This window comes from Bacillus sp. SRB_8, assembly GCF_003264205.1.
Lineage (GTDB): Bacteria > Bacillota > Bacilli > Bacillales > Bacillaceae_G > Bacillus_A > Bacillus_A mycoides.
In genome coordinates this window covers 107,201-123,284 of sequence record NZ_NADT01000006.1, presented here as the reverse complement: position 1 = coordinate 123,284, position 16,084 = coordinate 107,201, and the positions used below count along the sequence as shown (strand labels likewise).

17 protein-coding genes are annotated in these 16,084 nt (G+C 36.9%); all 17 read left to right on the top strand.

Annotated features, from left to right (window positions below):
• The first annotated feature begins 25 nt into the window (after positions 1–25).
• The 17 genes from spoIVA (at position 26) to qcrC (ending at position 16,056) form a co-directional block, all read left to right on the top strand.
• Positions 26–1,504 (top strand): stage IV sporulation protein A, encoded by a 1,479-nt coding sequence (gene spoIVA, locus B5P40_RS05715; RefSeq protein WP_000416521.1) that lies wholly within the window; start codon positions 26–28, stop codon positions 1,502–1,504.
• A 298-nt stretch (positions 1,505–1,802) separates the two neighbouring features.
• Complete coding sequence (locus tag B5P40_RS05710; protein ID WP_001043860.1) at positions 1,803–2,075, top strand: HU family DNA-binding protein; 273 nt, start codon at positions 1,803–1,805, stop codon at positions 2,073–2,075.
• Between the two features lie 121 nt (positions 2,076–2,196).
• Positions 2,197–2,766, top strand: a complete 570-nt coding sequence (gene folE, locus B5P40_RS05705) for a GTP cyclohydrolase I FolE (RefSeq protein WP_002011819.1) — start codon at positions 2,197–2,199, stop codon at positions 2,764–2,766.
• Positions 2,767–3,037: 271 nt separating this feature from the next.
• Positions 3,038–3,790: a heptaprenyl diphosphate synthase component 1 gene (locus tag B5P40_RS05700; RefSeq protein ID WP_002030763.1), complete on the top strand. Its 753-nt coding sequence runs from the start codon at positions 3,038–3,040 to the stop codon at positions 3,788–3,790.
• A 29-nt stretch (positions 3,791–3,819) separates the two neighbouring features.
• Complete coding sequence (menG, locus tag B5P40_RS05695) at positions 3,820–4,533, top strand: 2-heptaprenyl-1,4-naphthoquinone methyltransferase (RefSeq protein ID WP_002086620.1); 714 nt, start codon at positions 3,820–3,822, stop codon at positions 4,531–4,533.
• A gap of 38 nt (positions 4,534–4,571) precedes the next feature.
• A complete protein-coding gene (gene hepT / locus B5P40_RS05690) occupies positions 4,572–5,534 on the top strand; it encodes a heptaprenyl diphosphate synthase component II (RefSeq protein ID WP_002011823.1) in 963 nt (320 codons plus the stop codon).
• A 124-nt stretch (positions 5,535–5,658) separates the two neighbouring features.
• A complete protein-coding gene (gene ndk / locus B5P40_RS05685) occupies positions 5,659–6,105 on the top strand; it encodes a nucleoside-diphosphate kinase (RefSeq protein ID WP_000415879.1) in 447 nt (148 codons plus the stop codon).
• Between the two features lie 300 nt (positions 6,106–6,405).
• Positions 6,406–7,578 (top strand): chorismate synthase, encoded by a 1,173-nt coding sequence (gene aroC / locus B5P40_RS05680; protein WP_078175651.1) that lies wholly within the window; start codon positions 6,406–6,408, stop codon positions 7,576–7,578.
• Positions 7,578–8,663 (top strand): 3-dehydroquinate synthase, encoded by a 1,086-nt coding sequence (gene aroB, locus B5P40_RS05675; protein WP_113708962.1) that lies wholly within the window; start codon positions 7,578–7,580, stop codon positions 8,661–8,663. Before aroC ends, aroB begins: the two co-directional genes overlap by 1 nt.
• A gap of 116 nt (positions 8,664–8,779) precedes the next feature.
• Positions 8,780–9,892 carry a histidinol-phosphate transaminase gene (hisC, locus tag B5P40_RS05670; protein WP_078175652.1) on the top strand — a complete coding sequence of 371 codons (1,113 nt, stop codon included), beginning with the start codon at positions 8,780–8,782 and terminating at the stop codon, positions 9,890–9,892.
• A gap of 157 nt (positions 9,893–10,049) precedes the next feature.
• The gene (gene aroA / locus B5P40_RS05665) at positions 10,050–11,324 is read left to right on the top strand and encodes a 3-phosphoshikimate 1-carboxyvinyltransferase (protein WP_113708961.1); all 1,275 of its coding nucleotides are present in this window, start codon (positions 10,050–10,052) and stop codon (positions 11,322–11,324) included.
• 107 nt (positions 11,325–11,431) lie between these two features.
• On the top strand, positions 11,432–12,694 hold the full coding sequence (locus tag B5P40_RS05660) for a tetratricopeptide repeat protein (RefSeq protein ID WP_002086616.1): 1,263 nt from the start codon (positions 11,432–11,434) through the stop codon (positions 12,692–12,694).
• A gap of 73 nt (positions 12,695–12,767) precedes the next feature.
• Entirely contained in the window at positions 12,768–13,304 is a 537-nt protein-coding gene (locus B5P40_RS05655) for a ReoY family proteolytic degradation factor (RefSeq protein ID WP_002086615.1), read from the top strand.
• 153 nt (positions 13,305–13,457) lie between these two features.
• Positions 13,458–13,913, top strand: a complete 456-nt coding sequence (locus tag B5P40_RS05650) for a YpiF family protein (RefSeq protein ID WP_002030770.1) — start codon at positions 13,458–13,460, stop codon at positions 13,911–13,913.
• A gap of 144 nt (positions 13,914–14,057) precedes the next feature.
• Entirely contained in the window at positions 14,058–14,570 is a 513-nt protein-coding gene (gene qcrA / locus B5P40_RS05645; RefSeq protein WP_002030772.1) for a menaquinol-cytochrome c reductase iron-sulfur subunit, read from the top strand.
• Positions 14,571–15,245 (top strand): menaquinol-cytochrome c reductase cytochrome b subunit, encoded by a 675-nt coding sequence (gene qcrB / locus B5P40_RS05640; RefSeq protein WP_000932700.1) that lies wholly within the window; start codon positions 14,571–14,573, stop codon positions 15,243–15,245.
• 43 nt (positions 15,246–15,288) lie between these two features.
• Positions 15,289–16,056 carry a menaquinol-cytochrome c reductase cytochrome b/c subunit gene (gene qcrC, locus B5P40_RS05635; RefSeq protein WP_002011836.1) on the top strand — a complete coding sequence of 256 codons (768 nt, stop codon included), beginning with the start codon at positions 15,289–15,291 and terminating at the stop codon, positions 16,054–16,056.
• Positions 16,057–16,084: the final 28 nt, after the last annotated feature.

Genomic DNA, 16,084 nt, shown 5'->3' with positions numbered 1-16,084 from the left:
CAAAAATATTGAGGGAGGGAATCACTTGGAAAAGGTAGATATTTTTAAAGATATTGCGGAACGCACAGGCGGTGATATTTATTTTGGAGTTGTAGGAGCTGTTCGAACAGGGAAATCAACATTTATTAAAAAATTTATGGAACTTGTTGTTATTCCCAATATTGAAAATGAGTCAGACCGTCAAAGAGCGCAGGATGAACTGCCTCAAAGTGCTGCTGGTCGTACAATAATGACGACGGAACCGAAGTTTGTTCCAAACCAAGCGGTTTCTATCGAAGTAGATGAAGGTCTTGAAGTGAATATTCGATTAGTAGATTGTGTTGGATATACGGTTCCAGGAGCAAAAGGCTATGAAGATGAGAATGGTCCGCGCATGATTAATACTCCTTGGTATGAAGAGCCTATTCCATTCCATGAAGCTGCAGAAATCGGAACACGTAAAGTAATTCAAGAGCATTCAACAATTGGCGTCGTTATTACAACAGATGGAACAATTGGTGAAATTCCAAGAAGAGATTATATAGAGGCAGAAGAACGCGTTGTAAATGAGTTAAAAGAAGTAGGAAAGCCTTTCATTATGATTATCAATACTGTACAGCCATACCATCCAGATACGGAGCAGTTACGTCAAAGTTTATCAGAAGAATATGATATCCCAGTAATTGCGATGAGTGTAGAGAGTTTAAGAGAAACAGATGTGTATAACGTACTGCGAGAAGCATTATTCGAGTTCCCGGTTTTAGAAGTGAATGTAAACCTTCCGAGCTGGGTAATGGTGCTAAATGAAGGGCATTGGTTACGCCAAAGTTATCAGGAAGCGGTTCAAGAGACTGTAAAGGATATAAAACGTCTTCGTGATGTGGACCGTGTCGTTTGGCAGTTTAGTCAATATGAATTTATTGATCGAGCAAGTCTAGCTGGCATCGATATGGGGCAAGGTGTGGCAGAGATTGATTTATATGCGCCAGATGAATTGTATGATCAAATTTTAAAAGAAGTAGTAGGAGTAGAGATTCGAGGGAAAGATCATTTATTAAAGCTTATGCTCGATTTATCTCATGCGAAAACAGAGTATGACCAAGTGGCGGATGCCCTGCGGATGGTAAAACAAACCGGATATGGAGTAGCAGCGCCTGCATTAGCTGATATGAGCTTAGATGAACCGGAAATTATTCGTCACGGCTCAAGGTTCGGTGTTAAATTAAAAGCGGTTGCGCCGTCTATTCATATGATTAAAGTGGATGTAGAATCAACATTTGAACCAATTATCGGTACTGAAAAACAAAGTGAAGAACTAGTTCGTTACTTGATGCAAGATTTTGAAGATGACCCGCTATCAATTTGGAATTCTGATATATTTGGGCGCTCTCTTAGCTCTATTGTTAGAGAAGGAATTCAAGCGAAGTTATCTCTAATGCCAGAAAACGCTCGTTATAAATTAAAAGAAACGCTAGAAAGAATTATTAATGAAGGATCTGGCGGATTAATTGCGATTATATTATAAGAAAAAAATCCCTCTAATTGCAGAGGGATTTTTTTCTTTTTGAGTACGTAATAGAAAAATAAACAGTCATTATCTAATATTTTGTTGTAAATTGTCAAGTTTCATCAGAATTTCACATTTTTAGAGTAACAATTTCCTTAAAAATATTGAATTATAAAGGAGAATCGTATAATATAGGCGTTGATAATGATTTATCTACATCTTTGTAGTATAGAATTTGTAAAAATTGCCTACAAATGAAAGTAAGACTCATTTTATGATCATTATACAGTCTTATCTTTGGGAGGAGGTGAATGGCATGAACAAGACAGATTTAATCAATGCTGTTGCAGAAGCAAGTTCCCTTTCTAAAAAGGACGCAACAAAAGCAGTGGACGCTGTTTTTGATTCTATCTTAGAAGCTTTAAAACAAGGTGATAAAGTACAACTAATCGGATTCGGTAACTTCGAAGTTCGTGAGCGTGCGGCTCGTAAAGGTCGTAACCCACAAACAGGTGAGGAGATTGAAATCGCTGCAAGTAAAGTACCTGCATTCAAACCTGGTAAAGCGTTAAAAGATGCGGTTAAATAATCCTTACATATTAACAGGGAAGAAGAGTTTCCTTTTTGGAAACTCTTCTTTTTGCTTTTAAAAACATAAATATGCTAGAATGTGTTCGTATCACTTTTAGGTTTTTCGGGAGGGCTAGCGGATGGCAAAAGTTAATTTAGAACAAATTGAACATGCAGTACGTCTTATTTTAGAGGCAATCGGAGATGACCCAAATCGCGAGGGAGTACTTGATACACCGAAACGTGTTGCGAAAATGTACGCAGAAGTATTCTCAGGAATGCATGAGGATCCGAAAGAGCATTTACACAAAGTATTCGGAGAAGACCACGAAGAGCTTGTGCTAGTAAAAGATATACCATTCTATTCGATGTGTGAGCATCATCTTGTTCCGTTTTATGGAGTTGCTCACGTTGCATATATTCCGCAAGGTGGAAAAGTAACGGGACTAAGTAAATTAGCTCGTACTGTAGACACAATTGCGCGTCGTCCGCAACTACAAGAACGTATTACATCAACAGTAGCTAACTCTATTATGGAAGTACTAGAGCCGCATGGTGTAATGGTAGTAGTAGAAGCAGAGCATATGTGTATGACGATGCGTGGTGTGAAAAAGCCTGGTGCGAAAACAGTAACGACTGCAGTGCGCGGCGTGTTAGAAAATGATGCAGCAGCACGTAGTGAAATTTTATCGTTTATTAAGACGAATTAAAGAAGAGCGGGAAACTGCTTTTCTTTTTTTTATATACAAAAAAATGATATAGTTTTAATGTTAAAGAGCAAGAATATAAAGGTTGAAAATTACTTCTGCCTTTTGTGTAAATGAATGTTTGTAGTTGTTAGAGACGAAGATAACTTGTATGAATAAAAGTTGAGGCTTTATTCGGTGGCAGTTTGGCAGAAGTAGCCAAGTTTTGATTATAGAAAATAGAATGTATGTGTTATAATAAATTTTATGAATTAGAAAACAAGGGTGATTTTTTGTGTGTGACATCTACGGAGGGTATGCGGGTATTAAAGAGAAATTGATGGAGAAATTACGCCATCCTTATTTTATAAACTATATTGAAGAACCATTTATTGATGAAGAAAAAATAGCGCTGTTATACGGTGCATTAAAAAGTGCAAATATACATAAAGAACAAATTGATCATTATGTCGTAACGATTATGCTTGTACAAATTGCTCTTGATACACATGAAAAAGTATCAAATAAAGCAAACGAAGAGACGAGTGGATTCCATAAGCGTCGTCAATTGACAGTTCTTGCAGGGGATTATTATAGTGGTCTATACTATTACTTATTGTCAATGAATTGTGATATTATCTTAATTCGTGCACTTGCTGAAGGAATTAAGGAGATTAATGAACATAAAATTATGCTGTATCAAAAAGCACATGTGACGATTCAAGACATAATGGAAAGTGTAGTAATAATTGAATCTGCGCTTTTGCAAAAAACATGTGATCATTTTCAGTTATCTAATTGGAAACCATATATAACTTATGTGTTAGGAAAAAATCGTCTTCAAAAAGAGTGTCAATTGTATGCTGATAAACAAAATTCACCTGTTTTTCAAGCAGTCCAAAAAATCTCATTGGATGATGATAAAAATTTGGAAACAGTTATTAATGAATGGCTTATGGAAATGAGAAAGCAAGAAGAAAATTTTTTAGAGAATCATACAGAAGTTAATGAGATAATTTCTATGTTAAGAGATAAATCAAGGACATAAGCAACTTTACATTGGAAGAAGGTACGAGCATGCAACAATCAAAAGAAGAAAGAGTACATGACGTATTTGAGAAAATTTCTGATAAATACGATGTGATGAATTCTGTAATTAGTTTTCAAAGGCATAAGGCATGGCGCAAAGAAACGATGCGAATTATGGATGTGAAACCCGGGAGTAAGGCACTTGACGTATGCTGCGGGACGGCAGATTGGACAATTGCACTAGCGGGAGCTGTAGGTGAAGATGGGAAGGTTTACGGTTTAGACTTTAGCGAAAATATGCTAGCTGTCGGTAAACAAAAGGTAGAAGCTTTAGAATTAAAGCAAGTAGAACTTATGCATGGAAATGCAATGGAACTTCCTTATGAAGATAATACGTTTGATTATGTAACGATTGGTTTTGGGTTACGTAACGTTCCGGATTACATGCAAGTATTAAAAGAAATGACGCGTGTAGTAAAGCCTGGTGGAAAAGTAATTTGCCTGGAAACATCTCAACCAACGATGATAGGTTTTCGTCAAGGATATGTCTTATACTTTAAATATATCATGCCGTTATTTGGAAAGATGTTTGCGAAAAGTTATAAAGAATATTCATGGCTTCAGGAATCTGCTAGTACATTCCCAGGGATGAAAGAGTTAGCACGTATGTTTGAAGAAGCTGGGCTTAAGAATGTGCAAGTGAAACCATTTACTTTTGGTGTAGCAGCTATGCATTTAGGTATTAAACCAGAATCAAAATAGAAAATAGAAAAAAGACGTTTTAGGTTAAGGTGAACAATATGAAGTTACAACTTATGTACTCTTTTTTACGATCGGATATTAATGTTATAGAAAAAGAATTGAAGAAGACAGTTGCTTCTGAGCAGCCGTTAGTAGAAGAAGCGGCATTACAGCTTATTGAAGCAGGTGGGAAGCGGATTCGCCCTGTTTTTGTTTTGCTTGCAGGGAAATTTGGGGATTATAAGTTAGATGCAATTAAGCATGTTGCGGTTGCATTAGAACTAATTCATATGGCTTCGCTTGTTCACGATGATGTTATTGATGCTGCGTTTTTACGACGCGGTAGCGCAACAGTGAATGCGAAATGGGGAGATCGTATTGCAATGTATACAGGAGACTACTTGTTTGCGAAGTCTCTTGAATGTATAACAAATATAGAAATTCCAGATGCACATCAAGCGTTGTCTCATACAATTTTAGAAGTTTGTAAAGGTGAAATCGAACAAATTAAAGATAAGTATAACTATGATCAAAATTTAAGAACGTATTTAAGAAGGATAAAACGAAAAACAGCATTGTTAATCGCCGCAAGTTGTCAGTTGGGAGCGATTGCTGCTGGTGCTAATCGTGATACTGTAAATCGTCTATTTTGGTACGGATATTTTGTTGGTATGTCTTATCAAATTATTGATGATATTTTAGATTTCGTATCGACAGAAGAGAAGCTTGGAAAGCCTGCTGGTGGTGATTTATTACAAGGTAACATTACATTACCTGTTTTGTATGCCATGGAAGATCCAGTTCTTCGTCAAAAAATTACATCTGTGCATGAAAATACAACAGCAAGTGAAATGAAAGAAATTATTGATGATATTAAAGCGAGCGAAGCTATTGATAAAGCATTTTCGTTTAGTGAACGTTATTTACATAAAGCATTAGAAATAATAAAACCACTCCCTCGTGGACAGGCGAAGTATGCGTTGCAAAATGTCGCAAAGTATATTGGAAAACGAAAATTTTAGTGTTTTGTCTAAAAAATAAAATAATCTCTCTATTTCAAAACTATTGCGCAATTGTGATAAGGGTGTTAATATGTGTGTGGGGATATACAATTACATACATAATTCAGAAGTGGAGAGATTTTTTATGGAAAAAACATTTCTAATGGTAAAACCAGACGGTGTACAACGTGCCTTCATTGGGGAAATTGTAGCTCGTTTTGAGAAAAAGGGCTTTCAATTAGTTGGTGCAAAATTAATGCAAGTTACTCCGGAAATTGCTGAACAACACTACGGTGAGCATAAAGAAAGACCTTTCTTTGGTGAATTAGTAGACTTTATTACATCTGGTCCTGTATTCGCAATGGTATGGCAAGGTGAAGGTGTAGTAGATACAGCACGCAATATGATGGGTAAAACACGACCACATGAAGCTGCTCCTGGAACAATTCGTGGAGATTTCGGTGTAACTGTTGCGAAAAACATTATCCACGGTTCGGATTCTTTAGAAAGTGCAGAACGCGAGATTGCTATTTTCTTTAAGGAAGAAGAATTAGTAGACTACTCAAAATTAATGAATCAATGGATTTACTAATTATTTTGAAATAATTTGTAAACGCTTTAATAACTGTGATAATAGTAAAAAGTGTGAGAAGAATAGGGGTATTCTTCTTGCACTTTTTTTATTTCGATCAGTTACGAAGTTAGGGCTGTTATGATATATTGGTATGTAAAGTAAAAGGTCTACTATTATGAAAATAATCGAACAATTACAAGTAGGGAAAGCAAACATTCGATTTACTATATAATTTCTTTGTATTTTAAAGAGTGATGGAAGATAATATAGCTGCTTTATGTAGCGGGATAAATACATATGCGAAAAGAGGAATAACGTATGCGATATATTACAGCTGGTGAATCCCACGGTCCGCAACTTACGACAATTTTAGAAGGTGTTCCGGCAGGGGTATCTTTAGTAGCGAATGATATAAATGAAGAATTAGCTAGAAGACAAAAAGGATATGGACGCGGTAGACGCATGCAAATTGAGAAAGACCAAGTGCAAATTGTAAGTGGTGTTAGGCATGGGAAGACGATGGGGTCACCGATTGCACTTGTTGTTGAAAATCGTGATTTTACACATTGGACAAAGGTTATGGGTGCAGAGCCGTTAACTGAGCAGGAAGAGAAAGAAATGAAAAGGCAAGTTACGAAACCTAGACCTGGACACGCAGATTTAAATGGTGCGATTAAATATGGTCATAGAGATATGAGGAATGTATTAGAGCGTTCTTCAGCACGTGAAACGACAGTTCGTGTTGCAGCTGGTGCAGTTGCAAAAAAAATATTAGCGGAATTAGGTATACAAGTAGCGGGACATGTTATCGAGATTGGTGGTGTACAGGCAGCAAATATTAAATATAACTCTATTGTGGAATTACAAAGTACTACAGAAGCATCTCCTGTACGTTGTTTAGATGAAGAGGCCGGTAAAAAGATGATGCAAGCAATTGATGATGCGAAGGCAAATGGTGATTCTATCGGTGGTATTGTTGAAGTAGTTGTAGAAGGAATGCCAATTGGAGTAGGTAGCTATGTACATTATGATAGAAAATTAGATGCAAAATTAGCAGCGGCAATTATGAGTATTAACGCTTTTAAAGGTGTTGAAATTGGAATTGGTTTTGAAGCAGCACATAGACCTGGAAGTGAAGTGCATGATGAAATCCTTTGGGATGAAGTGCAAGGGTACAGAAGACAAACGAACAATGCAGGTGGATTAGAAGGTGGCATGACAACTGGTATGCCGGTTGTTGTGCGCGGTGTTATGAAACCGATACCGACATTATATAAACCGCTTCAAAGTGTTGATATTGATACGAAAGAACCTTTTACAGCGAGTATTGAACGTTCAGATAGTTGTGCAGTGCCAGCAGCTAGCGTTGTGTCTGAAGCTGTTGTGGCTTGGGAGCTCGCAACAGCTTTAATTGAACAATTTGGATTAGATCGTATCGATCTTATACGTGAAAATATTGAGAAACATAATGAATATGCGAGGGGATTTTAATGGAGAACATACATATTCAAACGAAATCAAAAGAATATGATGTACATGTTGGAAGGGAGGCGTTGTCACACTTAACAACGCTTATTCAAAAAATGAATCCTGCAGTATCTAACATAATGATCATTTCTGATGAAGCTGTTGCATCACTGCATTTACAGACAGTTGTTGATGCATTGCAAGTAGAGCAAAAAGTATTTTCGTTTGTTGTACCGAGTGGCGAAAAAGAGAAGTCTTTTGAAAATTTCTATGAGGCTCACACTTCGGCTCTTGAAAATAAATTAGATAGAAATTCTTTAATCATCGCACTTGGAGGCGGAATGATTGGAGATTTGGCTGGATTTGTTGCCGCGTCGTTTATGCGTGGTATTCGCTTTGTCCAAGTTCCAACGACTTTATTAGCTCACGATAGCGCAGTAGGCGGGAAAGTAGCAATTAACCATCCACTAGGAAAAAATATGATTGGAGCGTTTCATCAGCCAGAAGCTGTTGTATATCATACGCCATTTTTACATTCACTTCCTGAAAAAGAGTGGCGATCAGGTTATGCAGAAGTGATAAAGCATGCTCTTATTGGTGATGTAGAGCTATATCATTGGTTAAAAGAAGAAGTGCAAACGTTAACGGATCTTCGTGATGAAAAGTTAATTCATATATTAACGAAGGCGATTCCTGTGAAAGCGAATATTGTGTCGCAAGATGAAACAGAAAAAGGTGTACGTGCCCATTTGAATTTTGGGCATACGTTAGGACATGCTCTTGAAAAAGAGTTAGGATATGGGAATATTACTCACGGTGATGGAGTAGCGGTTGGCATGCTATTTGCTATGTTTTTAAGTGAGCAAGTGTACAAAGTTGATCTTTCTTATGAAGAAATGAAGCAGTGGTTCTTGAAATACGGTTATCCAAAAATGCCAAGTGACTTGAATGTAGAACGTCTCGTTCAGTTGATGAAACAAGATAAAAAAGCAAATGCTGGAACAATTCATATGGTGCTTATGCAGGAATATGGGGGAGGGAATGTCGTATCTATTTCAGATGAGGCTGTTCATATTGCGTTAGAAGCATTTCAAAAGGATATGGTGTAAAAAGTCATAGAACAGGTATGAAATGCATATTTAAAGGTATTCTCGTAATGGTGACGGTTATGATTAAAGATGACAGTAAGACATTATAAATCATATCAATGACTGGGGGAAGAAAAGTGAGAGTAAAAGAGCAATTGTTAACTTTGAGAGCATATGTACCTGGGAAAAATATTGAGGAAGTAAAAAGAGAATACGGATTATCAAAAATTGTAAAACTAGCATCGAATGAAAATCCGTTTGGCTGCTCTGCGCGTGTGACAGAAGCATTAACTTCGTTAGCTAATCAATATGCACTCTATCCGGACGGGGCGGCATTTGAGCTTCGTGAGAAAGTAGCAGAGCATTTAGGTGTAAAAGCGGAACAACTTTTATTTGGTAGTGGGCTAGATGAAGTCATTCAAATGATTAGTCGTGCTTTGCTACATAATGGAACAAATGTTGTAATGGCGAACCCTACGTTCTCGCAATACCATCACCATGCTGTTATTGAAGGAGCAGAAGTTCGTGAAGTACCACTTAAAGATGGCATTCACGATTTAGATGCAATGTTACAACAAGTAGATGAGAAAACGAAGATTGTATGGGTTTGTAATCCGAATAATCCGACAGGTACATATGTAGAAAAACAAAAATTACTTTCATTTTTAGAATCAGTTCCAAAGTCAGCGCTCGTTATTATGGACGAAGCATATTATGAATATGCTGGGGCAGAAGATTATCCGCAAACATTACCTCTTCTTGAAAAGTACGAAAATCTTATGGTGCTACGCACATTCTCAAAAGCATATGGATTAGCTGCTTTTCGTATTGGATATGCGATTGGTGATGCAAAGCTTATTGGGCAGCTAGAGGTAGCAAGACTACCATTTAACACATCAACTATCGCCCAAGCGGTAGCATTAGCGGCAATAGAGGATCAACAGTTTTTACAAGAGTGTGTGAAGAAAAATGCCGGAGGATTAAATCAATATTATGCATTTTGTAAGGAATATAACGTATTCTACTATCCATCTCAAACGAATTTTATTTTCTTGAAACTTGGTATACCTGGTAATGAAGCTTTCGAACGATTAATGAAAAAAGGATATATCGTTCGTTCTGGTGCAGCATTTGGTATGCATGATGGTATTCGTATTACTGTTGGATTAAAAGAAGAAAATGATGAGATTATTGAATTACTTACGGAATTTGTAAAAGAACAAGTGAAGAAAGAAGAAACGTATTCTTAAGAAATGGTGGAGGCTCCTGTTACAGGAGCCTTTTTCATTTGAACTGCAATAAGGGGAGTTGTTTGCACGTTCAAGAAAGAAAACGTTACAATAGAAGTAGACGTATAAGAAGAACTATTGTACATATAACTTATTTAAAATGTGAGGAGGATACAGTTTGAAACTAGTAGGACGAAAAAATAGTTTGAATGGGAAAATTGTTGTTCCAGGAGATAAATCTATTTCGCATCGCTCTGTTATGTTTGGAGCGATAGCGGAAGGGACGACGAAAGTATCAAATTTTTTATTAGGAGAAGATTGTTTAAGTACAATTGCATGTTTTCAAAAACTAGGTGTCCAGATTGAACAGTTTGGTAACGATGTCACGATTTACGGTAAAGGATTACATAATTTACAAGAACCGAAAGAAGTATTAGATGTGGGGAATTCAGGGACGACTATTCGTCTTATGCTTGGGATTTTAGCAAATACGCCGTTCCATAGTACGATAATTGGTGATGCATCAATTGGAAAACGTCCTATGAAACGTGTTACAGACCCGCTTAGTAAGATGAATGCTCAAATTGATGGTAGAGAAAACGGACAATATACACCTTTATCTATTCGCGGTGGTAAGGTAAAAGGTATGTATTACCATTCACCAGTAGCAAGCGCACAAGTGAAGTCAGCAGTTTTACTTGCGGGTTTGCAAGGGGAAGGGATTACTACGGTAACAGAGCCTATGCAATCTCGTGATCATACGGAAAGAATGTTGCGTGCATTCGGTTGTACCGTAGATGTTAATGGACGGACTGTTTCATTACAAGGTGGACAACAACTTAAAGGTGCAGACATAGAAGTTCCAGGAGATATTTCTTCGGCGGCGTTTTTCTTAGTAGCTGGTGCAATTGTCCAAAATAGTAAGCTTGTATTGGAAAACGTTGGTTTAAATCCGACGAGAACAGGGGTTTTAGATGTATTAACAAAGATGGGTGCACTTATTTCTATCGATCATATTAGAAATGAAGAGTTTGAACCGTGCGGGGATATTACGATTGAAACATCTAAACTAAAAGGAATAGAAATTGGTGGAACTCTTATTCCAAGATTAATTGATGAAATTCCTGTAATTGCTTTATTGGCAACGCAGGCAGAAGGAATTACTGTTATTAAAAACGCTGAGGAGTTAAAAGTAAAAGAAACAAATCGTATCGATACGGTTGTAGATGAATTAGGCAAATTAGGTGCGAAGATTGAAGCTACACCAGATGGTATGATTATATATGGTAAACAAAGTTTAAAAGGAAATACTGTTAATAGTCATGGCGATCATCGTATTGGGATGATGCTTGCAATCGCATCGTGTATTATAGATGGAGAAGTGAAAATAGAGAATAGTGATGCGGTCGCTGTATCGTATCCGGAATTTTTCGAACAATTAGCTGCGCTATGAGAGAAAGTATAGGAAGAGGTAGCTCACTCAAAAGGTTGCGTTCTTACACCTAGTTGCTTATGATAAATGAACAGAAGAGAATATTTTTTGAATTAAAGGAGACGTTTATGCAAAAGTTTGAACAGGCTGTTTCTTATATTGAAAACGGTGAAGCAGAAAAAGGATTACAATTATTAAAAGAACAACTACGAGTTGCTAATGATGAAGAGAAGTATGATATCGCTCGTTACTATCATACACTTGGGTTTATGGATGAGGCGTTAGCAATTACTGAAGACTTACGCTTGCTATATCCGGAAGAAAGTGAATTTACGGTATTTTTAGCAGAATTATATATTGATTTAGATAAAGAAGATGAAGCGATTGAAGTGCTTCATGATATTCCAGAAAACGATGATTTATATGTTCAATCGTTATTACTTGTAGCGGATTTATTCCAAATGCAAGGTTTTGATGATGTAGCAGAACAAAAACTATTAAAGGCGAAAGAAATGATGCCAGACGAACCTGTTATTACGTTTGGGTTAGCAGAATTATATAGTAGTAAAGGTGAAGAGCAAAAGGCGATCACTTATTATGAATCGTTACTAGCAGAACATAAAGTTATGGGTGGTGTTGTCATTGCGCTTCGTCTAGCAGAAACTTTAAGTGCTATTGGAAACTGGGAAGAGGCAATCTCTTACTATGAAGCGGGGTTAGAAGAGCAAAAAGATATTCACTCATTATTTGGATATGCCTTCACATTATACCAAGGAGAAGAATATCAAAGAGCAATTGGTGCTTGGCAAGAATTAAAAGAATTAGATCCTGAATACGCATCGTTATACATGTATTTAGCGAAAAGCTATGAAAAAGAAGGCATGCTTCAAGAAAGCTATGAAACACTTCAAGAAGGAATTAAAGTAGATGAGCTGTCTGTTCCTTTCTATGTAGAATTAGCGAATATTGCGGCGAAATTAGGTAAAATAGCGGAGGCAGAAGAAGTGCTTCAAAAAGCACTGGAGCTAGATCCGGGACATTTAGGTGCGATATTAAAATATGCGTATATTTTAAAAGAACAAGAGAAATACGAAGAGCTAATTGCAGTTGTAGAGCGTGCAATTGACAGTGGAGAACCAGATACACAACTACTTTGGGATCTTGCATTTGCAAAAAAACAATTAGAAATGTATTCGGATGCATTAAAACACTATGAAAGTGCATATACTTCTTTTAAGAATCATCCAGATTTCTTGGAAGAGTACGGTTATTTCTTATTAGAAGAAGGAATGCGAAAAGAGGCGAAAGAAGTATTTACGCAGTTAATACAACTAGACCCGACACAAATTCATATTGAAGAATTGTTATATAATTTAGAGGATTTTTCATAAGTTGGAAGGAAACTGAATGCCGCTTCTTGAATCTAAAAAGAAAAGAGAAAGACAGAGGAGGGACTTAATCGCTATGAATACCCCTGTTTCTGTAAACGAGAAGAAGGATTTTGTAAAATGGTTTTTGAATAATTACCAACTGAAACAGCGTGAATGTGTATGGATTTTGAATTATTTAATGAGTCACGATCAATTAATGCATAAAGTCCACTTCGTAGAACATGCAAAATATTGTCCGCGTGGCTTAGTAATGTCAGCAAATTGTGTGAAAGACACACCGTTTCATTTTTTTAAACAAAATGTAATGACAACAGATGCAGAAAAATCGTTTCATGATATTCGTTTGAATCGAGATGAGGATATTTATATTCAGCTTAATTTTAAATCATCGTTCCAAAATGCAAACTATGTAGCTGTATTAGAAGAAAACCCATATTTGCCAAAGCATATTGAAGTGAATGAAAAAGATCGATTGCTTGCAGAACGATTTTTAGAAGAAAGTGTATTCTCATTTAGAAGAGAACGTCTTTTGAAACAAATTGATGAAGCTTTGGATAAGCAAGATAAGGAAGCATTTCATAGGTTAACAGCAGAGTTGAAAATTTTATAGAATTCATTTTGATTATGTAATCTTTACGAAATTCAGACTTTTTAAGAAAAACTACTTAATAATAGGTAGTTTTTCTTTTTTTACCTCTTTTAGTATGGTTTAATATATATAAAGTGAAAGTTCTGTTATTTCGAATGGAGGAGGGGAGAAAAGGTGAAATGGATTGTAAAAGATGTAGAACAGTTTGAGCAAGCGAGGGAGTATGTAGATACAGGGATTATACCCCTTTTGTCTATTTCGGCAGCAAAAGAGATGAAAATGGTTGTAGAGCAAGGTGAATTTATTGAGGCTTTGAGTATGGAGTTGGAAAGGGAGTATAAAGGAAGAGTGCTTTTACTGCCCGCATTTACGTATTTGGTAGAGAGCCAAAAGAATGAAAAAGACCGTTTGCAAGAATGGACAGATCATTTAAAAAGGCAAGGTTTTAAGCATATTGCCTATGTGACAAGTGACTTTTCATGGAAAGAAGATATGAGAGATGTGCAGGGTGATTTATTTTGGTTTCCATCGTTATCATTAGAGCAATTTAGTGACCAAGCGAAAAGGGAAGTTATTCGTGCACACATAAAAAATATTATGGAAATGTTGGAAGAAAGATGGATAAAATAATAATAAACAGAAAGTTCTTATTATTATGAGTAGTATGATATTGACCTATGCAAGAGGGTATTATATCATGATAGTGTCCTAGTTTTTATTTTTTATATAATTTTTTCACGAGGGGACAATTTCTGATAGAGGGGGGAAATTTTCGTGAGCGAGAAAGAACATCGTGTGTCAAGAAGACAGTTTTTAAATTACACACTTACAGGGGTAGGAGGCTTTATGGCGGCGGGTATTTTAATGCCGATGACGAGGTTTGCGCTTGATCCGGTGTTAAGAAAAGAAGTGGGAACAGATATGGTTGCTGTTGGACAAGTAAAGGATATTACAACAGAGCCGAAGCGCTTCGATTTTAAGGTGAAGCAGGTTGACGGATGGTACAAGTCTGAAGAGCCAAAATCTGCTTGGGTGCATAAAGATGAAAGCGGAGACATTGTTGCATTTTCTCCAGTATGTAAACATTTAGGTTGCACAGTGAACTGGAATTCGGACAAAGCACATCCTAATCAATTCTTTTGCCCATGTCACGGGGGACGTTACACAAAAGATGGGATGAACATTAAAGGCACACCGCCTCTTGCTCCGCTTGATGTGTACGAGTCTAAAGTGAAAGATGGAACGCTGTATTTAGGAAAAGCGAAGCCAAGAGGGGGTGCAAAGTAGATGTTAAATAAAATTTATGATTGGGTGGACGAACGTTTAGATATTACACCGATATGGCGTGATATCGCTGATCATGAAGTACCTGAGCATGTTAACCCGGCACATCACTTTTCTGCATTCGTCTATTGCTTTGGAGGACTTACCTTTTTCGTTACAGTAATTCAAATTTTGTCCGGAATGTTTTTGACGATGTATTATGTGCCGGATATTAAAAATGCTTGGGAGTCGGTTTATTATTTACAAAATGAAGTAGCTTACGGGCAAATTGTTCGTGGTATGCATCACTGGGGTGCTAGTCTCGTAATTGTAATGATGTTTTTACATACACTCAGAGTTTTCTTCCAAGGTGCGTATAAAAAGCCTCGTGAGTTAAACTGGATTGTTGGTGTTCTTATTTTCTTTGTTATGTTAGGTCTTGGTTTTACCGGATATTTATTACCGTGGGATATGAAAGCGTTATTTGCTACGAAAGTAGGGATTCAAATTGCAGAGCAAACGCCGCTCATTGGTCCTTATATTAAAACATTACTCGCTGGTCATTCCGAAATCGTTGGCGCTCAAACATTAACTCGCTTCTTTGCTATTCACGTCTTCTTCTTACCAGCAGCACTTCTAGGTTTAATGGCCTTCCACTTCATCATGATTCGCAAACAAGGTATTTCCGGTCCGCTATAAGAGATTGCTAAATTAAAGGGGAAAGAACAAAAGGAGGGAGATTATGCATCGCGGCAAAGGGATGAAGTTTGTAGGAGATTCTCGGGTACCAGTAGCCCGGAAACCAAATATTCCAAAAGATTATTCTGAATATCCAGGGAAAACAGAAGCGTTTTGGCCGAATTTCTTGTTAAAAGAATGGATGGTTGGTGCAGTTTTTTTAGTCGGTTATTTATGTTTAACAGTGGCGCATCCGTCACCGCTTGAGAGAATGGCGGATCCTACAGATGCAGGATATATACCACTTCCAGATTGGTATTTCTTATTCTTGTATCAGTTATTAAAGTATTCGTATGCTTCAGGCTCATTTACTGTAATTGGTGCGTTTATTATGCCGGGGATTGCGTTTGGAGCGTTACTATTAGCTCCGTTTCTAGATCGAGGCCCAGAAAGAGCACCATTGAAGCGTCCTGTAGCAACGGGGTTTATGCTTTTAGCAATTGCATCGATTATTTTTTTAACTTGGGAATCTGTAGCACACCACGATTGGGAAGCTGCAAAAAAACAAGGAGCAATTGTAAAAACAGCACCAGTTGATAAAAATGATGACGGCTACAAGTTGATGCAAAAAAATACTTGTTTAACATGTCATGGTGACAATTTACAGGGCGGAGCGGCAGCACCGGCTTTGCAAAACTTAACTTTAAAACCAGAAGAAATCGCTAAAATTGCGAAAGATGGAAAAGGTTCAATGCCTAAAGGTGTATTTAAAGGTACAGATGAGGAACTGAAAAAGCTTTCGGAATTCGTTGCAAAGTATAATAAAAAATAATAGAAAAGCTGACTACAAAATCTGTGGT